Annotated in this window: 24 protein-coding genes; 9 read left to right on the forward strand and 15 right to left on the reverse strand. The window is 48.2% G+C overall.

Annotated features, from left to right (window positions below):
• Positions 1-7: 7 nt before the first annotated feature.
• Entirely contained in the window at positions 8-880 is an 873-nt protein-coding gene (locus B4W65_RS11260; RefSeq protein ID WP_088655261.1) for an electron transfer flavoprotein subunit beta/FixA family protein, read from the reverse strand.
• 127 nt (positions 881-1,007) lie between these two features.
• Between B4W65_RS11260 and B4W65_RS11265 the strand changes: the two genes are divergently transcribed.
• Entirely contained in the window at positions 1,008-1,481 is a 474-nt protein-coding gene (locus B4W65_RS11265; RefSeq protein WP_088655262.1) for a methionine-R-sulfoxide reductase, read from the forward strand.
• Here B4W65_RS11265 and B4W65_RS11270 read toward each other — a convergent pair.
• From B4W65_RS11270 to purB, 4 genes are all read right to left on the reverse strand, one after another.
• Positions 1,478-1,828 (reverse strand): T9SS type A sorting domain-containing protein, encoded by a 351-nt coding sequence (locus B4W65_RS11270; protein WP_088655263.1) that lies wholly within the window; start codon positions 1,826-1,828, stop codon positions 1,478-1,480. The genes B4W65_RS11265 and B4W65_RS11270 overlap by 4 nt on opposite strands.
• Positions 1,829-1,900: 72 nt before the next feature.
• Positions 1,901-2,563 carry a hypothetical protein gene (locus tag B4W65_RS11275; protein ID WP_088655264.1) on the reverse strand — a complete coding sequence of 221 codons (663 nt, stop codon included), beginning with the start codon at positions 2,561-2,563 and terminating at the stop codon, positions 1,901-1,903.
• Positions 2,564-2,610: 47 nt separating this feature from the next.
• The gene (locus B4W65_RS11280; protein WP_088655265.1) at positions 2,611-4,455 is read right to left on the reverse strand and encodes an ABC transporter ATP-binding protein; all 1,845 of its coding nucleotides are present in this window, start codon (positions 4,453-4,455) and stop codon (positions 2,611-2,613) included.
• A 52-nt stretch (positions 4,456-4,507) separates the two neighbouring features.
• On the reverse strand, positions 4,508-5,863 hold the full coding sequence (purB, locus tag B4W65_RS11285) for an adenylosuccinate lyase (RefSeq protein WP_088655266.1): 1,356 nt from the start codon (positions 5,861-5,863) through the stop codon (positions 4,508-4,510).
• A 184-nt stretch (positions 5,864-6,047) separates the two neighbouring features.
• Here purB and B4W65_RS11290 point away from each other — a divergent pair, with 184 nt between their 5' ends.
• The 5 genes from B4W65_RS11290 to B4W65_RS11310 all read left to right on the forward strand — a co-directional run bounded on the left by B4W65_RS11290 (position 6,048) and on the right by B4W65_RS11310 (position 11,225).
• On the forward strand, positions 6,048-7,463 hold the full coding sequence (locus B4W65_RS11290; RefSeq protein ID WP_088655267.1) for an NfeD family protein: 1,416 nt from the start codon (positions 6,048-6,050) through the stop codon (positions 7,461-7,463).
• A gap of 120 nt (positions 7,464-7,583) precedes the next feature.
• A complete protein-coding gene (locus tag B4W65_RS11295; RefSeq protein WP_088655268.1) occupies positions 7,584-7,802 on the forward strand; it encodes a hypothetical protein in 219 nt (72 codons plus the stop codon).
• Between the two features lie 211 nt (positions 7,803-8,013).
• Complete coding sequence (locus B4W65_RS11300) at positions 8,014-8,499, forward strand: hypothetical protein (protein ID WP_088655269.1); 486 nt, start codon at positions 8,014-8,016, stop codon at positions 8,497-8,499.
• Between the two features lie 77 nt (positions 8,500-8,576).
• Positions 8,577-10,847, forward strand: a complete 2,271-nt coding sequence (locus B4W65_RS11305) for a TonB-dependent receptor (protein WP_205741261.1) — start codon at positions 8,577-8,579, stop codon at positions 10,845-10,847.
• Between the two features lie 39 nt (positions 10,848-10,886).
• A complete protein-coding gene (locus tag B4W65_RS11310) occupies positions 10,887-11,225 on the forward strand; it encodes a heavy-metal-associated domain-containing protein (RefSeq protein ID WP_088655270.1) in 339 nt (112 codons plus the stop codon).
• 124 nt (positions 11,226-11,349) lie between these two features.
• Here B4W65_RS11310 and B4W65_RS11315 read toward each other — a convergent pair whose 3' ends face one another.
• A complete protein-coding gene (locus B4W65_RS11315; protein WP_088655271.1) occupies positions 11,350-11,961 on the reverse strand; it encodes a fumarylacetoacetate hydrolase family protein in 612 nt (203 codons plus the stop codon).
• Positions 11,962-11,993: 32 nt separating this feature from the next.
• Positions 11,994-12,761 (reverse strand): 3'-5' exonuclease, encoded by a 768-nt coding sequence (locus B4W65_RS11320; protein ID WP_088655272.1) that lies wholly within the window; start codon positions 12,759-12,761, stop codon positions 11,994-11,996.
• Positions 12,762-12,989: 228 nt separating this feature from the next.
• Between B4W65_RS11320 and B4W65_RS11325 the strand changes: the two genes are divergently transcribed.
• Positions 12,990-13,652 (forward strand): phosphatase PAP2 family protein, encoded by a 663-nt coding sequence (locus B4W65_RS11325; protein ID WP_240509559.1) that lies wholly within the window; start codon positions 12,990-12,992, stop codon positions 13,650-13,652.
• A 195-nt stretch (positions 13,653-13,847) separates the two neighbouring features.
• Positions 13,848-14,117 carry a DNA-binding protein gene (locus B4W65_RS11330; protein WP_088655273.1) on the forward strand — a complete coding sequence of 90 codons (270 nt, stop codon included), beginning with the start codon at positions 13,848-13,850 and terminating at the stop codon, positions 14,115-14,117.
• Between the two features lie 102 nt (positions 14,118-14,219).
• Here B4W65_RS11330 and B4W65_RS11335 read toward each other — a convergent pair whose 3' ends face one another.
• Genes B4W65_RS11335 through B4W65_RS11365 form a run of 7 tightly spaced genes read right to left on the reverse strand, consistent with a single transcriptional unit; the run spans position 14,220 to position 21,432 of the window.
• Complete coding sequence (locus B4W65_RS11335) at positions 14,220-14,954, reverse strand: head GIN domain-containing protein (RefSeq protein ID WP_088655274.1); 735 nt, start codon at positions 14,952-14,954, stop codon at positions 14,220-14,222.
• 55 nt (positions 14,955-15,009) lie between these two features.
• Positions 15,010-17,211 carry a S46 family peptidase gene (locus B4W65_RS11340; protein WP_088655275.1) on the reverse strand — a complete coding sequence of 734 codons (2,202 nt, stop codon included), beginning with the start codon at positions 17,209-17,211 and terminating at the stop codon, positions 15,010-15,012.
• Positions 17,212-17,232: 21 nt separating this feature from the next.
• The gene (locus B4W65_RS11345) at positions 17,233-17,817 is read right to left on the reverse strand and encodes a Maf family nucleotide pyrophosphatase (protein ID WP_088655276.1); all 585 of its coding nucleotides are present in this window, start codon (positions 17,815-17,817) and stop codon (positions 17,233-17,235) included.
• A 23-nt stretch (positions 17,818-17,840) separates the two neighbouring features.
• Positions 17,841-18,788 carry a geranylgeranylglycerol-phosphate geranylgeranyltransferase gene (locus tag B4W65_RS11350; RefSeq protein WP_088655277.1) on the reverse strand — a complete coding sequence of 316 codons (948 nt, stop codon included), beginning with the start codon at positions 18,786-18,788 and terminating at the stop codon, positions 17,841-17,843.
• Between the two features lie 18 nt (positions 18,789-18,806).
• A complete protein-coding gene (locus tag B4W65_RS11355; RefSeq protein WP_088655278.1) occupies positions 18,807-19,322 on the reverse strand; it encodes a KdsC family phosphatase in 516 nt (171 codons plus the stop codon).
• Entirely contained in the window at positions 19,309-20,097 is a 789-nt protein-coding gene (locus B4W65_RS11360; protein WP_088655279.1) for a Rossmann-like and DUF2520 domain-containing protein, read from the reverse strand. Before B4W65_RS11360 ends, B4W65_RS11355 begins: the two co-directional genes overlap by 14 nt.
• 24 nt (positions 20,098-20,121) lie before the next feature.
• Positions 20,122-21,432 carry a hypothetical protein gene (locus tag B4W65_RS11365; protein WP_146697777.1) on the reverse strand — a complete coding sequence of 437 codons (1,311 nt, stop codon included), beginning with the start codon at positions 21,430-21,432 and terminating at the stop codon, positions 20,122-20,124.
• 196 nt (positions 21,433-21,628) lie between these two features.
• On the opposite strand from B4W65_RS11365, the gene tdh reads away from it, so the two are divergent.
• Positions 21,629-22,660 (forward strand): L-threonine 3-dehydrogenase, encoded by a 1,032-nt coding sequence (gene tdh, locus B4W65_RS11370; RefSeq protein ID WP_240509560.1) that lies wholly within the window; start codon positions 21,629-21,631, stop codon positions 22,658-22,660.
• Positions 22,661-22,757: 97 nt separating this feature from the next.
• Here tdh and B4W65_RS11375 read toward each other — a convergent pair whose 3' ends face one another.
• Positions 22,758-24,047, reverse strand: coding sequence for a carboxypeptidase-like regulatory domain-containing protein (locus B4W65_RS11375; protein WP_088655281.1), 1,290 nt, complete (start codon positions 24,045-24,047; stop codon positions 22,758-22,760).
• Between the last annotated feature and the right edge of the window lie 237 nt (positions 24,048-24,284).

A 24,284-nucleotide genomic window follows, 5' to 3' on the forward strand; every position in this document is an offset into this window, starting at 1 on the left:
GTACTACCTAACCAATGGTGTGATTGGCCATCAACTCTTTTACTAAACCCTCCACATCGGCATCGGAGGTCGTCAACACTTTAGCTTCCTTGGCCTGGAAAACCACATTCTCAATGCTCTTCACCTTGGTGGGCGAACCACTCAAACCCAACCATTTGGCATCGGTCTCCACATCATTCACACTCCACTCCTGAATATTCAGGTAGGGCCGGTCGGCCGACAAATCAATATAATCCTCGGCCTTGGCATGCCGTTCCGAAATGGTCAGTGCATGCTTGTACTTCATCAGCAACTTGGCCGCCCGGGGGCGACAAGGTGGTGCTGAACTATTCACAGTAATCACCGAAGGCAGCGGTGTTTCCACCGTCTCCACGCCTCTTTCGAGTCGACGTTTGATAGTAATTTTACCCTTCTCAACCTTCAACACCTCCTCGGCATAAGTAACCTGGGGCAAGTGCAGCTTTTCGGCCACCTGCGGTCCCACCTGAGCGGTATCCCCGTCAATGGCCTGACGACCGGCAATGATTAAATCGTAATCAGCGATTTTTCGTATGGCACAAGCCAGGGCATAAGAGGTGGCCAGGGTATCCGAACCGGCAAAAGCCCTATCGGTCAACAAGAACCCGTTATCGGCACCGCGAAACAGACCTTCGCGTATGATGTCTGCTGCCCGGCCCGGTCCCATGGTTAACAAAGTTACGGTGCTGTCCTTATACTTATCCTTCAAACGCAAGGCCTGTTCCAGCGCATTCAAATCCTCCGGATTGAAAATGGCCGCAAGCGCAGCACGGTTAACCGTGCCATCGGCTTTCATAGCGTCCTTACCCACATTGCGCGTATCGGGTACCTGCTTGGCAAGGACAATGATTTTTAATCCCATTTTATAAAGTTTAGTAGATTTTAGATTTTTGCATCAACAAATATAACAAAAGTTAAGAAGGAGACGACAAACAAAACCACCTTAGAATTGTTATATAATATTGACTTGTGCCGAAAAAAGGAACGATATGTGGAAAAAAACAACACTTTTGCTGGGTGCGCTTTTGTCGCTTGTGCCCTTAGCGGCACAGAATAAGCATGTAACTCACCAAAACGATACCACCATGCAAAAATTTGAATTTCGCATGCTCAGTCCCGAAGAAGAGCGGGTAATTATAGACAAGGGAACAGAAAGACCTTTTTCAGGAGAATACTACCTGCATAGTGAACAAGGAACCTATGCCTGTAAACAATGCGGGGCACACCTCTACAGGAGCAACGACAAATTTGATGCCCACTGCGGGTGGCCCTCCTTCGACGATACCATTGAAGGAGCCGTAGAGAGGATTCCCGATGCCGACGGAAGAAGAACAGAGATCATTTGTGCCCGTTGTAAAGGACATTTGGGGCATGTGTTTACCGGAGAACGGTTTACCCAAAAAGACACCAGACACTGCGTCAACAGCATCTCACTAATATTTATACCCGATAAAGAAGACTAAGGCAGCATCACTTTAATGGTAGCAGCTTCAGCCCCTGGAGCCGGTGTAAAACGAAAAAGATAAATACCCTTTCGCAGGGCGCTGCGCTCCATTCGATAAATGCTGGTGCCTTCCGCCACTTTTTGATTCAAGACCTCCCTGCCTGTAAGATCAAACAATTGCACCTGCCAGGCTCCCTCTATAGGGTTTTGCATCACCAACTCTCCGGTATAGGGATCAGTAAAAACCTTTACCTGATTTTCCTCTATACTATTGCCGGCTTGAACGTCCAGTGCAAAAAACTCCCAAAGTCCCAACAGTACACAAAAAAACAAAAGCTTACGAACTGCGGTAAAAACTTGCTTCATAACTCCCCTCCCATAAATCTAGTATTATCTACCCAAAAGGTCCTCGTATCTTTCCAACAGAAATCGTGCCGCTCAAATAACCAAACGGTGATCCTGCAACACCCCGTCCTCCTCCAAATCTAAAAAAATCTCGACAGGCGTCATGTACACCTCGCGCTTAAACTCTTTGTAAGCCTCACTGGCCTCAGACTCTTCCATAACAAAATGCGCCCACAGTAAGAGATAGGTTTCCAGTCCAGCCTTCAGCACCATACGATCAATCTCCCATTCGAAACGCGTCTTTCCGCGTTGCGACAAATACTGCCAGCCTCTTTGTGCCACCCCCAAAACATTACGCCCACGATAATCCTTAATGTGCATCAACTCATGCAAAACCAAGCCCAATCTGGCTCCTACCGGCACCTCCTGTAAAAGAACGCCATCAAAATTTACATTGGTATTAATTTCGATAACATAACTGCGTTGATCACGACTTCGGAAAAGCATACTTCCCAAAACAGGGCGCGCCGCCATGGTGGTCGACAACGACCGTTCTCTTACACAGATGCGTTCTTGCTGCAAATCGGGAACCAATTCAGCCGCTGCAGCAAAAAGTGAACAATAGGCCTCAGGTACCTCCCACGAAGTCGGCAAGGCACCACAGAAGTCGGTCATTGCAACTTCAGTCGGCTCCGCAGCCCACATAAAAGTCCTCAAACCCAAAAACAAAGCAGCTGTTGTCCAAATTTTCCGCATAGCAACATATTGTAAAACCTATACGTCGCCCTCAAGCTAAAAGTTTCCTAATCACGCATTTGCAAACCGTGCAATTTCTTATAAACCCCATCAGCAGCCAGCAGCGCCTCATGCGTTCCCCTTTCCACAATCTCGCCCTCATGAAATACGCAAATCAAATCTGCATTTCGGACGGTGGACAAACGGTGCGCAATGACAATCGACGTACGATTGGCCATCAAATTTTCCAAGGCTTGCTGAACCAGAAGTTCCGATTCGGTATCGAGGGCCGAAGTAGCCTCATCCAGAATTAAGATGGGCGGATTCTTAAGCACTGCCCGGGCAATACTCAGGCGTTGACGCTGACCACCGGAAAGCTTTCCGCCCCGATCACCAATTAGCGTTTGATACCCGTCTTCCGTTTCCATAATGAAATCGTGCGCATTGGCCACCTTGGCCGCAGCCTCCACTTCCTCCGGAGCAGCACTGTCCACCCCAAAAACAATATTATTGTAAATCGTATCGTTGAAAAGAATGGCCTCCTGATTCACATTGCCCATCAAATCCCGCAGGTCATGAATTTTCAAATCACGAATATCCACCCCGTCGATACAGATGCTGCCCTGCTGAATGTCGTACAAGCGCGGCAGCAAATCGACAAAGGTCGATTTGCCGCTGCCCGACTGCCCCACCAGTGCAATGGTCTTGCCTTTGGGAATCTCGAGGCGCACCTTCTTCAAAACAGGCCTATCGTGATAAGCGAAAGTTACGTCGCGGTATTCGATGCTGTGCTCCAGGGTATTCACCGTCCGGGCATCCTCCTTTTCCTTAATACTCACATCGGCTTTCAGCACCATATCAATGCGGTCGTAGGCGGCCAAACCTTTCTGAATACTAAAAAAACCCTGCGAAAAGGCCTTAGCGGGTTGAATGATCAAGTAAAAAACACCCACATAGGACATAAAGGTAGCCGGGTCAAGGTGATTATCCGTACTCAAAATAAGTGTGCCACCAAACCAAACCACCATCACCATAACTATGGTACCCAGCAATTCGCTCACCGGATGGGCCAACTCCCTTCGGCGCATCAAACGATTCATAATATGGCGGTAATCCTCAATTTCATGCGAATAGCGTTCGTTCATCCGCTTTTCGGCATTAAAAGCTTTAATAATCCGCAAACCCGAAAGGGTTTCTTCCAGCACACCCAGAATTACCCCCATTTTCTCCTGACCGCGTTTTGACTTCTTTTTCAAACTCTTACCAATGCGACCAATAATAAAGCCGGCTATCGGCAACATGACCATCACAAAAAGGGTAAGCTCCACACTAAAGATCAACAGAGTAACCAGATATACCACAATCAGTACCGGATTCTTCAACACCAAATCGAGTGAGGCCATAATGGAATTTTCCACCTCCTGCACGTCTCCGGTCGACCGCGAGATGATATCCCCCTTGCGCTCCGAACTGAAAAAAGCCATCGGAAGGGCCAAAATTTTATCGTACAACAAGCGACGTAAATCGCGTACCACCCCATTTCGCAGTCCCACACTCGTATACGAAGCCAAATAGGTGGTCCCCACTTTTAAAAAGGTAGCCACAACCAAAAACACCCCAACAAACAAGAGCGCCCAACCGGGGCCATACTCATCCTTATATAAGGTAATGAAGTAATAAAGGTTGTTTTGCAGTGCCGAAACATCAAAATTGAACGGAAAAAATGAAACCGCATTGGCCTGGAATTCATAGACCTTACTCTCCATTTGAAAGATAATCTGCAGAATCGGAATAATCAGGGCGACAGAAAACACCGCAAAAAGGGCACTCAACAAGTTAAAAACAAAGTTAAGACCCAGCAAATGTTTGTAGGGACGAAGAAAACGCCAGGCAATCTTAAAAAACTCCTTCATAGAAATGAGGCTTTATAAAATAAGCCCGGGCTACAGTGCCCGGGCCTTTATGTTAATACAAATCAACCCCGGTGTAAGACGAGGGGCTCAAGCGACGCAATTCTTCCTTCACTGTCTCCGAGACCTCCAATGTTTCCACAAACGCAGCTATGGCAGGACCGTCGATTACAGTATTGGTACGCGTCAGTTCTTTAAGCGCTTCATAAGGATTGGGGTAAGCCTCTCTGCGCAAAATGGTTTGTATGCCTTCGGCAACAACCGCCCAATTGTTTTCCAGGTCGCGCTGAATCGCCTTCTCATTCAGCAAGAGCTTACTCAAACCTTTTTGAATGGACTTAATGGCCAAAACGGTATGGCCCAGCGGCACACCAATATTACGCAACACCGTACTGTCGGTCAGGTCGCGTTGCAAACGTGAAACGGGCAATTTGGCAGCAAGATGCTCAAACAAAGCATTGGCTATTCCCAGGTTGCCCTCCGCATTTTCAAAATCGATGGGATTCACCTTATGCGGCATAGCACTGGAGCCCACTTCGCCCTTCTTAATTTTCTGCTTGAAATACTCCATCATAATGTAGGTCCACATATCGCGACTCAAATCCAGCATGATGGTGTTGATGCGCTTAAAATTATCGAAGGAAGCCGCCAGATTGTCGTAGTTACTAATCTGCGTAGTCAACTGCTCCCGCTCCAACTTAAGAGCATCGTTCAAAAAACTGTTGCCGAAAGCCACCCAGTCGATCTGCGGATAAGCCGCATGATGCGCATTAAAGTTACCCGTGGCTCCTCCAAACTTGGCCGAACAGGGAATGCCTTTGAGCAGATTCAACTGCGTATTCAAGCGCTCTACAAATACCCTGATTTCCTTACCCAGACGGGTGGGTGAAGCCGGCTGACCGTGTGTTTTAGCCAACATAGCCACCTCACGCCAGTCCTCCGCCAGCTGATCCAGCGAAGCAATCAGCTCCTCCAGCAGCGGATAATAAATATCGTGTACCGCATCCCGCAAGGAAGCAGGTACTGCCGTATTATTGATGTCCTGAGAAGTCAGTCCAAAATGAATAAACTCCTTATAAGCCTCCAGCTTCAGCAGGTCAAAACGCTCCTTAATGAAATATTCTACCGCCTTAACATCGTGGTTGGTCACCGCCTCAATACCCTTCACTTTCTCGGCATCTTCCAGGGTGAAATCTTTATATATCTTACGCAAATCACCGTACAAGGCCTTTTCGAAACCACTCAACTGTGGCAAAGGCAATTCACAAAGCGAAATAAAATATTCGATTTCGACCATCACCCGGTAGCGAATGAGGGCATATTCCGAAAAATACAAGGCCAGTCCGTCCACTTTATCGCGGTAGCGGCCATCAATGGGAGAAATTGCAGTAAGCAACTGAATGTTGAGCATGATTATCGGTTTACAATTAAGCCACAAAGTTACAAAAAAGCAACGAAACCAGCACCCTCAGATGTTCGCAGCATTGCAGGCTTCAGGACAAAGCAGTCCATCTGTAGCATCTGCTTTTAAATAAGCGGCGCTAGTCTGTCCACGGAAGCTATAATTTGCTATTTTTGATAAAAAATCGAGTCCAATGAAACGATGCACCATTCTGCTGGCAAGTCTTTTACTTCTGTTGACCAGCACTGTTCAGGCCCAGGCCGAAGACAGCACACCTAAAGACAGCACCCACTTGGTATACCGCCTGCCCATATTCAGCAACATCAACAGTACCAGCTGGGTGCACACCCAGCGTGGTTTTGCCGAAGCCCGGGAGCTGCAGGCCAAGGCCATCATCATTCACCTGAACACCTATGGTGGTGAAGTTCTTTTTGCCGACTCCATCCGAACCAAAATACTCAACAGCGAAATCCCCGTTTACGTATTCATCGACAACAACGCAGCCAGTGCCGGGGCACTGATATCCATTGCAGCAAAGAAAATATACATGCGTCCCGGTGCCAACATTGGTGCGGCCACCGTTGTAAATCAAGGCGGGGAACAGATGCCCGACAAGTACCAGTCCTACATGCGCTCCACCATCCGTGCCACCGCCGAGGCCCACGGGCACGACACCCTGATTGCAGGCAACGACACCATTCTGCAATGGCGGCGCGACCCGCGCATTGCCGAAGCCATGGTCGACGACCGGGTCAGCATCCCCGGCATCATCGACTCGGCCAAAGTACTTACCTTCACCACCCTCGAAGCTATGGAACACGGATATTGCGACGGAATCGCCAACAACATAGAGGAAGTTAAGGCACAAATCGGAATGAGCGATGCCCGCATCGTATCCTTTCGGCCCACGGTCTTCGATGGCATCAAAGGTTTTCTTACCAGCCCCATTCTGCGCGGCATCCTCATTCTGCTCATCATTGGCGGCATTTACTTTGAATTGCAATCGCCGGGCATCGGCTTCCCCATACTGGCGGCACTGATTGCTGCCGTATTATACTTTGCCCCCTTATACCTCGACGGACTGGCAGCCAATTGGGAAATCCTGCTCTTTATCATAGGCATCGCCCTAATTGCCCTCGAAATATTTGTCATTCCAGGCTTTGGGGTGGCCGGCATATCCGGTATCGTTATGGCCGTTACCGGGCTAACCCTCAGCTTACTTTCCAATGTCGTCTTTGATTTCAGCGGCGTTGGCGATGGCGAATTTATGGAAGCCCTACTGATTGTGTTGGGCGGTCTTACCGGAGGCATAGTCCTGACCATCTACCTCAGTCACAAACTGGTTGGCGCCGAAAGCGGCATTTTTTCGAGACTGGCCCTGCAAACCTCGCAGGACAACGACAAAGGCTACATTGGGGTGGACAGTCAACCCCGCACCCTGGTGGGACAAACAGGCAGTGCAGCCACCGTTCTGCGCCCCTCCGGAAAAGTCCGCATCAACGATGAAGTTTACGATGCCCGCGCCATGGAAGGATACATCGAAAAAGGCGACGAAATAAAGGTGCTCAGCTACAGCTCTGGACAACTTAATGTTCGAAAAATCAAATAAATCTGGCAGCTTATTTAAAAAACACCGAAATTTGTTGAAGTATTGTTGGTGGAATCATTTTTTTTGTATTTTTCCACCCTGTTAAGCATTCATATTTTAACCAATTAAAGTGACAGAAAAATGAAAGGAAAGAAGCTTCCCAAAAAGAATTCCGGGATGTTCCAGGACGAAGATGCCCTGGGAAAACCGGGGGTAAAGCTAGGCAAACAAAAGCGTTCCAGAAAACCCTCCATTTACGACGAAATGGATGAGATGGACGAATTCGACTACTCAAGCAAGAGCGAAGTAGACGATTACTATGAAGACGACATCGTAGAAGACGAGGAAGATTATTATTAACACAAGACTTTAAACTCAGTGAGGCCGTCGGAACCAGGTTCCGGCGGCCTTTATATATTACAGCGCCAGGCTAAGCGGCATCATTCACGAACCCCCACTGCCCGTCCGCCAAAAAAGCCTCTGCTTAATTAAGCCTATATAAAGAGTGAATTACAGAAAGTTTAACAATCCATTAACCCGCATAAAAGCCCATAATTATTAAGTTTGCACTATGATTAAAGTGGTACGCAAATTGGGCAGTCTCCTTCTGTTGCTGGTATTTATACCGGCCACCCTAGGTTTTGCCCTCATTCACCACCATTGCGGCACTTGCAACAGTCGGGCCACCGAAACGGCCTTTTTGCTCATAGACCACGATCACCAGCATGAAGCCGGCTCCTGCTTTTGCGACAATCATCAAAGCAGTTCTGCCTGCCCAACACAAGAACAAACCGATTGTACCTGCGAGTCAGAAACCCCGGAACATGAGCACGACTGCGACTTGCAAATAAAAAAAATTGAAAGTCCCTTTTCACCGCCTTCCGATGAAGACGGCCTGCCCCTGCCTACCGAACTGGATTTTAGTCTCATCTACCTGGCCCAACAGCTGCTTTGGCCAGAACAGGAAAACACCTGCCATCCCGAAACCGCCTATAAAAGTCCGCCCCCTCCGGGTGGCTTCGAACTCCTTCAAAAAATAGCCGTTTATCGTTTGTGATCAGCAGACAAGGAGCCGTTCAGCCCAGGCTGCACAGCAACACAAGTACTGCCAATTCATCACAAACAACAGCTAAAATGAACATACGAAAATCAGCTGCATGCTTTTTGTCCTTCCTCATGTTGGGACCAAGTCTTCAGGCACTGGAACCCAATACAACGTCGCGGGTAAGCGGACAAGTAGTAGAACTAACAGAGGGTCGTGAACAAGCGGTGGCGGGCGCCAATGTGTACTGGGCCCACACCACAACCGGTGTATCCACCGATGCCCAGGGCCGATTTGAGCTGCCCTGGCCTTCGGACCAGGCCGACCTGGTGGTCAGTTTTGTCGGCTACCGCAGCGACACCCTTCACCTGACAAAAGCCAGTCAGCAACTTAAAATTGAATTGCAAGCCGACAGTCAACTCGACGAAGTCACAGTGGCTGCCCGACAGGCAGGCACGCATCTCTCGCGCCTGAATCCGGTTACCACCATGGAAATAACCTCTGCCGAACTGTGCAAAGCCGCTTGCTGCTCCTTGGCCGAAAGCTTTGAGACCAACGCCTCGGTAGATGTGAGTTATACCGATGCCGCCACCGGGGCCAAACAAATTCAACTTTTGGGTTTATCGGGCACCTATGTACAGATGCTCACCGAAAACATGCCCACCAGCAGGGGACTGGCGGCTGCATACGGACTGGATTTTGTACCGGGCCCCTGGATGGAATCCATTCAGGTATCGAAGGGCGCCGCCTCGGTAACCAACGGTTACGAATCGCTCACGGGACAAATCAATGTGCAATACAAAACCCCAGCCACTTCCGATGCACTTTTTCTCAATGGCTTTGTAAGTTCATCGGGGCGACTCGAAAGCAATGCCAATACGGGATTTAAAGTGGGCCAAAAGTGGAACAGTGCCGTATTGTTGCACGCCTCCACCGATGCACGCGAAAACGACCACAACCACGATGGCTTTTTGGATGAGCCCCTCACCCGTCGCTATATCTTCATGAACCGCTGGGAAACACGACCCACCCCCCAGCTTTTCACCCAATTTGGGCTTAAAGTACTCGACGAGGAACGAACGGGGGGACAAAGTGCTTACTCCAGAAATCGTGCGGCCGGGGACCAGGATGCCTTTGGCATTACCATCGACACCCGCAACCTCGAAGCCTTTTTCAAAACAGGCTACACTTTTCCGGGCGATCCCGAAAGCAGCGTAGCCATCGTAGCCAATTTCAGTCACCATAACCAGGCCAGTCAATACGGACGAGTCGCTTACGACGCCACCCAAAACTACCTGTCCACCAACCTGATTCTGGCCTCCCGTTTTGGCGATTCGGACCAACATAAGTACACTACAGGATTAAGCTTTTTGTACGACGACCTGGACGAAGAATTGCATGGTGATTTGAGTCGCATTCAGGCACCGGATGGCAATCGCACCGAACAAGTTGCCGGTGCCTACTTCCAGTACACCTACAGTATCCCCGAGCGACTCACCCTGTTGGCGGGCTTAAGGGGCGATTACCACAACCAGTACGGCAGTTTTGTCACCCCCAGGTTGCACCTGCGCTTCAGTCCCAACGAGCACTGGGTACTGCGCGCTTCGGCAGGGGCCGGATACCGCACCCCCAATGCCCTGGCCGAAAACAATCCCTACCTGGCCTCCAGTCGCCACCTCTACATCCAACCCGACCTCGAAATGGAGAAAGGCTGGAATTACGGCATCAACCTAAGCCGTTACCTGCATCTGGGGCTCAGGGAACTCACGCTGAATGCAGAATACTACCACACCCGTTTCGACAACCAATTGGTGACCGACCTCGACCAAAGTGCAAGGGAAGTGCACTTCTATAACCTCGATGGTCGCTCCTACTCCAACGTCTTTCAGGCCGAGGCCTCCATGGAAGTACTGCGGGGACTGGATGTGGTAGCTGCCTGGCGCATCAACGACGTTAAAGTCACCACCAACAATCAACTCCAGCGCAAAGCACTGCAGGGCCGGTACCGGGGACTTTTCAACCTCTCCTACGCCACGCCGCTGCCCCGCTGGCAAATCGATTTTACCACCCAGTTTAACGGACCGGGTCGCATCCCCTCCACCGCAGAAAATCCGGTGGACTTGCAACGCCCCGAAAATTTCGAAGCTTTCCAGGTCTTCAATGCACAAATAACCCGGTATCTGAGGCGGTGGGACTTCTACCTGGGTGTCGAAAACATCGGAAACTACACGCAGGCGAACCCCATCATAGCCGCCGAAAGTCCCTTCAGCGAGCATTTCGACGCCTCCCTGATATGGGGCCCGCTGATGGGCCGAAAAGTTTATTTTGGCTTTCGCTTCAGCATTGACCGACCCAAGCAATAATTTTCAAAACAACACGTAGAACCAATAAAACAAGGTATTATGAGAAGATTATTATTCGTGGCAGCCGCCTTACTGATGATGGCACTGCCGATTCAGGCACAGAAGAACAGCACAACCACCAACTATTCGGTATCCATCGACTGCCAAAACTGCGTCGACAAAATCACGAAGGACCTGGCCTTTGTTCGCGGAGTACGAGATTTGGAATTCAACATTGAAGAAAAAACCGTTGCCGTCACCTATCGTTACGATAAGGTGGACAAGGAAACTCTGGCGAAACGCATGCGTGACCTGGGCTACGAGGTAAAGGAGCTCAAAAAGGAAGAGGAAAAGGAGGGAGCAAAGTCAAAAGCGGAAATTTCCGACAAAAAGAATTAAGCACTTTTAACCTGCATTATTCATAAAACATCTATTACGACAACTTATGAATTCCTGGCTGCACCAATATTTGTTGCGGCCAGGTTTTATGCAAGCCTAATTTCCCGGAAACACCTGATTAAACCTACTTCACCAAAAAATCAAAGAAAAGCTCTTCTTCGACATAACCCTGCAGGCGATCGCCAATCTGCACGGCACCCACCCCGGCCGGAGTCCCGGTATAAATCAGATCACCAATTTTTAAAGTAAAGTATTTTGAAACGTAAGCAATCAATCGATCAATACCATTGATCATATCTGCAGTATTTCCCTGCTGACGGACTTCTCCGTTTACTTTCAAACTAAAATTGATGTTGTTTACATCGGCAAAGCGCATTTTAGGGGTAAAGGCAGACAGCACTGCCGAACCATCAAAAGCCTTGCATTTTTCCCAGGGCAAACCCTTCGAGCGCAATTCATCCTGTAAATCACGCGCCGTAAAGTCAACCCCCAAGGCCAGTTCTTCGTAATACCTGTGGGCAAAGCGCTCCTCAATATTCTTGCCCAATCGGCTGATGCGAACCACCACTTCCACCTCGTGGTGAAATTCATTGGCGAAATCGGGCAAATAAAAAGGATCGTTATTGCGCAACAAGGCAGAATCGGGCTTGGAAAAAACAACGGGCTCTGCCGGAAGCGGATTCTTCAACTCACGGGCATGCGCCTCATAATTACGACCAATACATAAAATCTTCATCTCCCTCTGTTTTTCCTATATTAAACACCACACTATCCTTTCAATCGACGCAGCTTTATGTTGGTCAGCACCTTTTTGGTATAAAGTGGAAAATCGCCATTCATCATCCATCCGTAATAACCAGGATCCTTCTCCAGCACCTCTTCCACACTAACCCCCTTATACTTTCCAAAATTAAAAACTTCCACATCCTTATCGTTGTAAACAATGCGGCCCGCAAAATCGACCGTCCGGTTGTGGGTTGAAAACTTAGCTAAGAAGTTTACATCATTTTCGAGCTCGGCATAACGATCAAGCTGTGCCTTCAGCACCTCATAAGTAGCCACAGTATCGGCTTCAGCACTGTGGGCATCCTTCAGATCCTTCTCACAGTAAAACTTGTAAGCTGCCTCCAGGGTACGCTTCTCCATTTTATGAAAAATAGTCTGCACATCCACAAACCGTCTTTTCTGCATATCAAAATCGACTTCCGCCCGAATAAACTCTTCGGCCAACAATGGAATATCAAACTTATTTGAATTAAACCCACCCAAATCGCATCCTTCCAAAAACCTGGCCAGGTCACGGGCCACCTGCTTAAAAGTTGGCGCATCCTTTACATCCTCATCGTAAATGCCATGAATTTCACTGGCCTGCCTGGGTATCGGCATCTCCGGATTGATGCGGTAAGAACGCAGCTCCTCCTTCCCGTTCACCTGCACTTTCAACATGGCGATCTCCACAATCCGGTCGCTCACAATATTTATCCCGGTTGTTTCCAAATCAAAGAATACCAAGGGGTTTTTCAAGTTCAATTGCATAGTTCAGCTTTTGTGCAGCCCTTAAGCCACGGTATAATGAAGCGACAAAAGTAAGCAATAAGCGGCGTTTTCACCAACAAAAGTACTGCAGACTTTAGTCCTTAGCGCAGGGACTGTCACAACCATTAAGCACAAAGGGCTGCTCCGAAAAGGATGCCCGGGGGAGAATTTGTATATACTTTGGAGATTTTGTATATATTTACGTTCAAAACGTACATTTCACGATTTATGCTGGATACACTGTTGCAATTCGACACGGACCTACTCTTGTTCTTCAACGGTCAACACAGTCCCTTTGGGGACAAGTTTTTCTGGCTCTTTTCCAGCACCATCATCTGGATCCCTTTATATGCCTCCCTGCTTTTTGCCATCTTTAAGGCGCATGGTTGGAGAGGCTTGTGGACTTTGCTGGCTATTGCCCTGGTCATTACCCTCTGCGATCAAATTGCCAGCGGACTGCTCAAACCGCTCTTCGAACGTCCACGGCCTTCACGTGAACCAGCCCTGGAGGGACTGATTCATCTGGTCAATTCCTATAGGGGCGGACGCTTTGGCTTTGTCTCTTCACACGCCTCCAATTCTTTTGGACTGGCCCTCTTTACCAGCCTGCTCTTCCGCAAACCAGGCTATGTGTTCTTCATATTTATCTGGGCCGTGCTGAACAGCTATTCGCGAATATACCTGGGGGTTCATTATCCGGGCGACATACTGGGTGGAATGGTGGTAGGCTTACTCTCTGCCGGCTTGGTGTACGTCATTTATCGACGCTTCACAAACCGTCTGCAAACCCCATTATCAAGACCAGGTATTTCGTACCCAAGTGCTGCGGTCGTATATACCGGAGTGGTGTCCATAGCCATGCTCCTGCTGGCAGCCAAAGAACTCCTTTAAACAAAAAGAAAGCACAGCTGTAAACAACAACAACGCTTTGTTGCCGCTCCTCTAATAAAACAAAAATTGAAATACACAATTTTTTATTATTTAATTTTTGTTAATTCACAACAATCTCATGTTAAAAAATTGTCATTATCGGGTTTGGTTTGTTATCTTTAAAACAATCATGTAACCTTTTAATACCTTTCAATCATGAGTACGACTATAACTTTCAATCAGCTCCGGAAGCTCAAGGACAGTCTTCCGGAAGGCGCAACCCGTACCATCGCTGAAAATTTAAACCTCGACGTAGAAACGGTTCGGAATTATTTCGGAGGGGCCAACTACGATCGGGGTAAAAGTGTAGGTATCCACCTGGAGCAGGGCCCCGATGGAGGCATCGTAGAGTTGGACGACACCACCATCCTGGATATGGCCAGGGACATTTTGAATGGGAAAGTAAAAGTAGCAGCCAGCTCTTAGTTAAAAAATGGAACAAACACAATAGCGACCCAAGGTCAAAAAAGGGGGTGAGACTTAATATCTCACCCCCCTTTTTTGATAATACCCCGAAAAAAAAGTTGCTTAACGGGTTTTGATGCTTCCGCCACTTGAACTCTCAATGTTTTTTAGAGCTACATCACCCAAAACACGTACCTGTGCCCCGGAGCTGGCCTTTGCATCGGCCGAACCGTTTACAAACAAAGTCACATGCGCGCCACTGCTGGCTTCTGCAACACCTCCCAAAGCAATAAAATCAGCAGCCTTAATATGCGCTCCGCTGCTCGCATCGGCAGAAATCCGGTCAGCCTGCCCTTTGAGTGTAATATGTGCACCGGATGAGGCTTCCACTTCCACTTCAGCAGCATTCAAACTCACATCCAGGTGCGCCCCGGAAGATGCATCCATTTGAAAACTGGTAGCTGCAATAAGTCCCTGGGTTTCTGCATGCGCTCCGGAAGATGCATCCAACTCGTTCAACTCGCGAAAGGTAAGATAGACCGTTACGGAGCCCGTAGTGTTTCCCCATTGAAACCAACGGGCTCCTCCGGGATTTTCGACATAAATCTCGAGCTTCCCGTCTTTGTTCTCCAATACAACACGATCAATAACCTCCGAGTCGGCTTCAACCATAGCCGCATTGGTATCTCCCTGAGTAAGGATCAGTCGCACCCCGGTTTTCACATGAATGCTGTTAAAGGCATCCAAAGAGTGGTGTTGTTGTACTAGTTCACCCGAAAGGTCAGTGGTACCGCCATAAACGCAGGCACTCATCATAAAGCTCACCATTAAGGCCAAAAAAATTGAATTGTGTTTCATAGCATTGGGTCTAAAATTTTATAATAATGGTACGACCGCTACGCCACTAAAAAAGTTACAACAGTGCTGCTTCTTTTTCTTCCAAAGTACCTGAACCAACTATTTCCATTTCATCGAGTAAGTAGTCTGCCTGCGCAAATTTATCGATTATAAATAGCACGTAACGCATATCCACCGATATGTTGCGACATTGCTCGGGATTAAACATCAAATCGCTCATTACGCCCTCCCAGGCCCGATCAAAATTAACGCCAATTAAATGACCGCGACTGTTTACTACAGGACTGCCCGAATTGCCGCCGGTGGTATGGTTGCTGGCCAAAAAGCAAACAGGCAGGTAACCTTCACGCGCATAATCCCCAAAATCGCCCCGAGCATACAAGTCTTGTAATTGTGCAGGCACATCGTAATCATAGATTTCCGGATTGTTCTTTTCCATAATGCCGTCAATGGTAGTATAATACCTGAATTCCACGGCATCACGGGCTTCGTAGCCACGCACCTGACCGTAAGAAACACGCAAAGTAAAATTGGCATCGGGATAAAAGCGCCGCTCTGGTTCAAAGGCTTGCAAGGCACGCATGTATTGTCGATCAAGACTGTCGATCCCTGCACTGAGCCGACTGTACTCCGGCAAGATCTGATCGTGGTAGATTTTACTCAGACGTGCATACAGACTATAGGAAGGATCCTTACGTAAGGGCTGCAACTTTTTAGCGGAAACACTTTGCAGCAAGGCAACAAGTGCGGCCTTATCGGTAAACACCGTTTCATGAAACAATTCTGCAACAAAAGCAGCGACCTCACCGTCATACTTTTTATCGATGTGGACAAACACATCGGACTGAAGCTCCTGTGGCAAATCTTTCCGCATACGCGTCAACAACACCTTTGTCATTTCCTCGTCAAGGGCTTGATGAAAATCCTTAAAATGTCCGTCCAAAGTACCCAACAAGCGCTCGCGTTCTTCTTTGATGGCAGCCTTATCGGGTTCTTTGGCATCAATCAGGTTCAACAAAGTGCTGAAACTGCCGGCCAAACGAAGGGTTTCCATTCCTGTTCGCCCAATCAATTCCAAAAGGTAATCTCTCCCCAATTGCATAGTCTCCATTCGGGCATACACCTCGGCGTAATCTTCCAAGAGCGATCCATAAGCAGATTGCCGCTCTGCATCGGCTTCGAGCCATTGTAAAAAAGCAGCTTCCTGCGCCTGCTTCTTATTTACGGCATCCAATATTTCCAAACCACGAATTTCTCCCCGCCAGCGCTTCCAGGAATTGGAAACAGACGCATGTTTGGCGGCATATTGAATGCGTACCGCGCGGTCCTGCTCTATATGATGACGCATCACGGCTAACTTTTCATCACGCAGTCGAATCAGCTGTGGATACACCGTCTCGGTAAGCATTTGTAAATGCCACGAGGGCACATATTGAGCCGTAGAACCCGGATAACCAAACACCATGGTAAAATCACCTTCCTTTACGCCTTCTGATGAAACTGGGAAAAAGTGCCTTGGTTGGTAAGGCACGTTGCTTTCAGCATAAGCAGAGGGTGCATTTTCTTCATTGGCATAAACCCGAAACAAGGCGAAATCGCCCGTATGCCTGGGCCACATCCAGTTATCCGTGTCTCCACCAAATTTCCCGATGGCCGAAGGAGGAGCTCCCACCAAACGCACATCGTCAAACACCTCATTAACGAACAAGAAATACTGATTGCCAGCAAAAAAAGACTCCACACGGGCTGTAAAATGGGTTCCTTCAACGGCCTCCTCCATCAAGGCCACCGAATTGGCTGCAATTACTTCCCTGCGCTGCTCCTCCGTCATTTCGTCGGTCACCCCTTTTAAGACAGAAGCAGTAACCTCTTCCATACTGCGCAAAAAAGTAACTTTTAAGTCTTCATTAGGCAACTCCTCCTCTTGCGACATCGCCCAAAAACCATCCGTCAGATAATCGTGCTCAACACTGCTGTGCCGCTGAATGGCAGAATAGCCACAATGGTGATTGGTTATCAGCAGTCCCTCCCCGGAAATGAGGCTGCCCGTGCAGCCTCCTCCGAAAACCACAACGGCATCCTTCATGCTTGCAGCATTCACACTGTAAACATCTTCAGCCGTCAATTCAAAGCCATTTTCCTGCATTTCAACAAGGTTCAACTCACCCAACAACAAGGGAATCCACATCCCTTCCCCTGCCTTTGCAGGTCCCGAAAGCAAAACAAAAAGAAAGCAAACAGTAAAAATTTTGTACATAGCAACAGTTTAATTGGTTGATCAAAAACGAGACAATTCCTCATAGAGGCGCCCTACCGGAAGGCCCATCACATTGTAAAAGGAACCCTCAATACGCTCTACACCAACAAGACCAATCCATTCCTGAACACCATAAGCACCAGCTTTATCGAATGGTTTACACTGATCCACGTAGTAGCTCAGAACGTCTTTCTTGAGGGACTTAAACCACACCTCTGTAACAGCAGTAAAGGCCACCTCCTTTTGTGCGCTTTTTATAACAACACCAGTCAACACCCTGTGCTTGTTGCCCGAAAGCGCCCCAAGCATTCGAAGGGCATCCTCGCGATCGACGGGTTTATTCAAAACTTTCCCATCCAGCTCCACAATGGTATCTGCGGTGAGTACCAGTGTATCGGGCCGGCCCCACTCGGAGGCATAGGCGGCCTGCTTTTGACGGGCAAGATATTCGGGTATCTGATCAAGGGCTAAATCGTCTGGATACGTTTCTGGCAGGTCCGGAACCACCAGCACCTCAAAGTTAATGTGAGCCATTTTCAACAACTCACTGCGCCGGGGCGAACCCGATGCCAAAACAATTCGGTAATCCTTAATATTATCGAGCATAAACCATCTTCTTACGCCCAGCCCTAAAGGGGGAAAAATGAGCGGGCGACAAAAACAAATAAAATTCCAGCCAACATAATGAGCTTACTCACTTGGGAGGCGCGGTGGTACTCGCTGTGCGACCTGGCCTTAAGCACTTTAAATATAAGCCACAAAAAGGGCAGTGTAAGTAAAACCAGAAAATAAACGAAGGCTAATGGACTGTTGCGCAGTTGCGGGACCATGGCATAAACAATCCACAAAGCCAATAAAAGGGCTGCGTGGAGGATGGCCACCAGACGGCGGGTAGCGGGCTCACCCATTTCAATGGGCAGCGTGCGACAGCCGGCCTCTGCATCTCCCTTTACATCTTCCAGGTCTTTAATAATTTCACGCCCCAGGTTGCTGGCAAAAGCAAAAAAAGCAAAACCAGTGGTCCAAAACCAGGCCATGGAACAAGCCTCCGTGTCTAAAACAGCCTCGCCGTGCACACGAGCCAGCACGGCAAACTCCAAAGAAACCACAAAATAGGGAACAACAGCCGTCATAAAAGAAATCACCAGATTGCCTATCAGCATCTGCTTTTTAAGCGTGGTGGAGTAGTACCACAGCAAAGCAGGCACCAGAATAAACATCAGGGCGTAATTCTCTTTCCTTGTTATATAGGCCAAAAACAAACCCATAAACACCCCCAGGAAAGTAAATAACACATGCCAAAGCAAAACGGTACGCCGCTGAAAAACTTGTCCCGCCACCACCCTCGAAGGTCGGTTTATCAAGTCGGTCTTGATGTCGAAGTAATCGTTAATCACATAACCGGAAGCAGCTAAAAAGACGGTAGTCAGCACCAACAAGGCAAAACGAAGATGACTCAGCGCAGGCTCCAAACCATAGTGCTCAAGCATGGGCATAAGCAGTACATAACGCAACAGCAGTTGCAAAAGCACAATTATGAGCAGATTCTTAAACCGAATTAATCGCAAAAAAGCCATATTTCCTTGTATTAAGGGTTACCAGGTATAATCACTGCCCCAATGCCCGTGGGCGCGCAGCACCTGCTCCACCACATCGCGAACGCAACCTGCACCGCCATTACGGGGACTCACATACTTACAAAGTCCACGAATTTCCTGTGCGGCATCGGCGGGACAAACAGGCACCCCCACTCTTTTCATCACATGATAGTCGGGCAAATCGTCGCCCATATACATGACTTCGTCTGCTTTCAAGCCCCTCTTCAAAATCCAGTCCTCAAAATCCTTCATCTTGTAAGAAGAAGCCATATAAATATCTTCTATGCCCAGGTTTTGATAGCGCAAGCGAACCGAAGGCGTATTGCCACCGGTGATAATGGCGATGGGGTAGCCCAACTTCACCGCCTTTTGCAGCACAAATCCATCCTTAATATTCACCGTTCGCAAAGGCACTCCTCCGTCATCCATAGCAATGGTGTCCGAACTCAACACCCCGTCCACATCAAAGGCGAAGGCTTTCACCTGCATCAAATCCTCCTTAAAGTTGGTCATAAAGCTCATCTTTTGTGCGAAAATAGCGAAAAATACTTTCAGAAAGAAGGGCGTAAACATCATGCTGAGCCGGATAAGCTTCAAGTGTCTCCAAATGCGCCTGGCTTACCAGGCGATCGCCCCTACGGGCAGGACCTGTTTGGGCGTCGGCAGGTTTCATCGTGAGTGCTTTCTGCGTTGTTTCTCGTATAAGGGGCTCCAATAAAGAAAAATCGAGGCCCTCCTTCTCCATAAGATCATTGGCCAGGGTGTACAAATGATTGACAAAATTACAGGCAAAAACAGCCGCAACATGCAAGGCTTTTCGCCGCGCGCCCGATGCTTTTTGCACCTTACCACTGATCGATAATGCCACCTCATTGAGCATCTTTCGGGAGGCAGAACGATTGCCCTCATACAAAACCGGCACGGTTTTAAAGTCCACCTCTTTCTCCTTGGTAAAAGTCTGGAAGGGGTACAAGACCCCGTGCAGAGGGAAACGCTCCAGCTCCTCCATACCAATACTGCCAGCTGTATGTGCCACCACCCCTTTCAAAGGAGGAAGCGCAGCAGCCACTGCCGATATGGAGGCATCTGAAACCGAAAGCAAGTAAAGATCGGCCTCCCGGTTTATCTTCGACAAATCGGTTCCTGCCCGGGCCTCCAACATAGCCGCCAGACATTCTGCATTGTGCATTTGACGACTAAAAACCTCCAAAATTATACAGCCGGTATTTTTCAATGCCATCCCAAGATGAGTGGCTACATTTCCTGAACCTATAATAACTACTTTCATGTGCGAACTTATTAATAGGGAATATCAATTTCGTCGCGGCGGGCGCTCCGCGGGGTTGCGTAAGTCCACATCCGGAAGATACAACCATTTGCCCTTTTCAAAACGCAAAGCATTATGTGTAAAATCAGGCCCGTAATAACGAAAGTCATTTTGCAGATACTGCTCCGAAGGGGCCAGGTTATCCATAACAATCATAGCCTGTTGCGCATCGTAGCGCAACAACATATTGGCACGCTGGCTGTACTCATATACCAGTCTCCTGCGCAAACGACCATCCACTTCAATCATGAGGACCCCAAACCTTGGTTGCCCCTTGATTACTTCAATGGTTTCGACTACCCTGATTTTAGAAAAGGGACCATGTGCATTGTAACCCAACAGGGTATAAAATACTGAACCACGGTATTTGTGTTCCAGCACTTCGTAATAAACGGCCCCATACCATCGATTGGGATTTAAAACTGCTGTTTCAGGATTCTTAATGTTCCGATACTGATCGTTGAGTCGAAACACCCGCAATTTGTCCTTCACACGTAAAGCCACAAAACCATAAAAACGATTGTAAAAGTCCTGCCCTTGCACATTCCAGCTGACCACTTTAAGTTGTTCATCGGGCGACAATAAAACCGAAAGCTGTTCGTAATCGGCGAAAGGATGCGTAAAAAGCGCCTCGCTACCCAACAAAAGCTCCATGCGCGCTAAAAGAAGCTGATTGTATTTTTCCCGGTCGACATCCTTATCCGAAGCCACCAAAGCTGCAGTAAACAAGCGCAAATGCAAATCCGGTAGGTCAAATATCAACTGATTGCCCAAATGCACTTGCATCAAAAGTAGGTCGGACTCTGGTTCCGCTTCACTTAGTCGAAGTTTCAGCACATCTGTAGCACTGCTTTTAAAACTCAGTTTCTTATTAAAGACCGATAACGCACCCGGCTGCTCCTTGCTGGCAACCACCCACAGTAAACGATTGTCGTCGTTCTGATAGCGCAACACAGCTACTGCTACCCACAATGCGTTATCCGGCGAATAGGCACTCACCCAGTCCACAGGCAAAGCCCCTGTCCCCTCTTCTGTCCACGGAGAAGCATTCCAGGAGGCTAAAAAATTCAGAAAAGCAGGCAGTGTGAAATTCTTCTCTGCATCGTTGTCTTGTTTCAGTTGCATCCACTCCTTTTCCCAGTCAGAGAGCAGCTTAGTCTGCCCATGCCCCGAAACACTGTCGCCCCCCAGGCCCCTGCTGTCTACTTCGGTTCCGCTGCGCTTCCCGCGCTCCTTTGATGCGCCGGTTCTTAGCCAAGTATCTACCGCACCACCCGACAAGGAGTCTGAAGCCATAGGCATACGTTGAGCTAAACCAGCTGCAGGCAGCACCGACAAAAAAACAAAAGCACTATATTTCAACAACTTACAAACAAACCAACACATATCTCCCGAGTCTTTTTTCAAAAATACAGTCAAAAATTCAATTTTGTGCAAAAAATCGGCCACTTTGCTTAAATTCGTGTAACAAACAACAACTAATATTTCAACTATGGCAAGCATGCGCGCGCTGGTAAAAGCCCGGCCTGAAAAAGGCATCTGGATGCAGGAGGTACCCGTTCCCCAACCAGGGCATAACGATGTGCTGATTAAGATCAGCAAGACCGCCATTTGCGGCACCGACCTGCACATATACAAATGGGACGAATGGGCACAAAAAACCATTAAAACACCCATGGTTATAGGTCACGAATATGTGGGACACGTAGCGGCCACCGGCTCGGAGGTGCACAACGTGAAGGAAGGCGACCGCGTAACAGGCGAAGGGCACATTGCCTGCGGACACTGTCGGAATTGCAGACGAGGCCGTCAGCACATTTGCGAAAAGACCGTAGGCATTGGTGTAAACATCGATGGAGCCTTCGCCGAATATGTTGTGGTACCCGCCAACAACGTGATGAAAATCAACGCCAAAATCCCAGATGAGATCGTATCCATTATGGATCCTTTTGGCAACGCGACCCATACCGCGCTCAGCTTTCCTCTCATTGGTGAGGATGTTTTAATAACAGGGGCCGGACTCATCGGGAGCATGTGTGTAGCGGTAGCCAAGTTTGCCGGGGCCCGTTACGTCGTAGCTACCGAGACCAACGCCTATCGTGCCGAACTGGCCAAAAAAATGGGGGCAACACGCGTCCTCAACCCCCTCCAGGAAGACCTCACCGCCCTGGTTAGCGAGCTGGGCATGCGTGGATTTGACATCGGACTGGAGTGCAGTGGCTCAACCGCTGCATTCAATCAAATGCTCGACCACATGTACAACTCCGGCAAAATCGCCCTCCTCGGCATTTTGCCAGCCAACACTACGGTCGATTGGAATAAAATGATATTCAAGGGACTCACCATAAAAGGTATATACGGGCGTGAAATGTTCGAAACCTGGTACCACATGGAGCAAATGCTCATGTCGGGACTCGACCTCAGTCCCCTCATTACCCACCGCCTCCCCATCGACGATTTTCAAAAAGGTTTTGATGTAATGGAAAGTGGAAATTGCGGAAAAGTTATTCTCAATTGGGAATAAAACAAACCGTACCACCGGCACAAAGCCCAGCCCATAAAAATTGGAGGAGCCTTTCGGCTCCTCCAACCCTACACCAAATCTGCTTCTCCATCACTCTTTACAAATTCCTCTGAATTCTCTTAATTGCATTTTCAATTGGCTGCTCCGGCTCAATCACATTATAATCTCCCCAGAACGCATCATCATTAAAACCATCCACAGCATCCTCCATTATCACATTCATCCTCAACCTGTCACTGCCCTTAAAGGGGCGCTCCTCAGTTAACTGCATATCGGTAAAAGCCATTTCCATAGTGGTATAATAGTTGGTATTGAACAATCGGCGCCGCCAATTTACCCTAAAATCGACCTGTGCACGTGCGTAACCCAGGAACCATTTCCCATTTTGTTCCCTATATGTCACCATATACGAAGCCTCTGTGGGAAAAACCCTTGCACCAGCGGGCTTCCTTCGAATGAACATTCGCGCTGCTTCCTCCCGATTTGAAAGATCCATATTAAAAGTTGCATTCACAATGGCTAAACTTTCACTATCAACATACAACTGACCATAAAACAACGGCATCTTTACTTCTGGCTTTTGCTTAAAACCGAGCACATACAGCATCCTATCGTCTTCACGTGTAATATTATTGAGTTCAAAAGAATAAAACTCCAACATTTCTTCGTCAAACAAGGCATAGGGCTCTTTCATAATATCCAGCATCATCGCAGCCAGCGGTCCCCCCTGCAAACGAAACACAAGAGTATCCAAACGGTCATAATCCGTACTCTTTCTACCAATAGTCAAACGTGCCTGATCACTTCTCGCACTGTTGTAAGGTTGTTTGTACACATCAAGCACCGCCTCGGTAAGCGAGACATAATTCCACCCCTTTTTAATGGTCTCGCGATAGAAAGCCGATTTAGTAGCAGTTTGATCCAAATAATTCTGATCCCGACGATTCATAATTGCACGAATCAATAAATCAGGATCGTTGGGAAACACACTCACCTCCACCAAAGGGACCGTAGTCATTTCCAATCCTACCCGATTGCCGTCAGCATTTAAATCGGCCAATGCGACCTTCTGTTTCTGATACCCAATGTACGAAAACACCAGACTGGCAGCTTTCAAATCAGCAGGCACTTTAATTAAAAACTCACCCTCAGAATTACTCACCGTGGCAATACTGGTCCCCTCAACAGCAACAGATGCAAACATCAGAGGCTCATTTGAACTCTTATCATAGACCACTCCACGATACTGCAAGGATGCACCTTCAACAGTTTGTTGAATATCAGATTCCGCAACAGCAGACCAGCCAGCCCCTGTCAACATCAGGACAACCATTAGGGCTCTTCCCCAAACAGCACATCCCCTTAAAAATTGTTTTGTCGTTTTCATAGTCGTAAGAATTAATCGTCCTTTTAGGTAAAGACCACGATGTACCAAAAAACCCTTATTGGACTTCGATGAAGTCCAATAAGGGTTTTTAATCAGCGGGGTTTCAACCCCGCTGACCTATGTGCCCCTGCGGGGCACGCCTTACAGGCTTTGTAATAACCAAGGGTTTCAACCCTGGGATCCTGGGCTATGTTCATTTTTCTCTGACGACTTGCGGCCGGCGCGCAAGGCCACCCA

The organism is Geofilum rhodophaeum (assembly GCF_002210225.1).
GTDB classification, from domain to species: Bacteria; Bacteroidota; Bacteroidia; order Bacteroidales; family Marinilabiliaceae; genus Geofilum; species Geofilum rhodophaeum.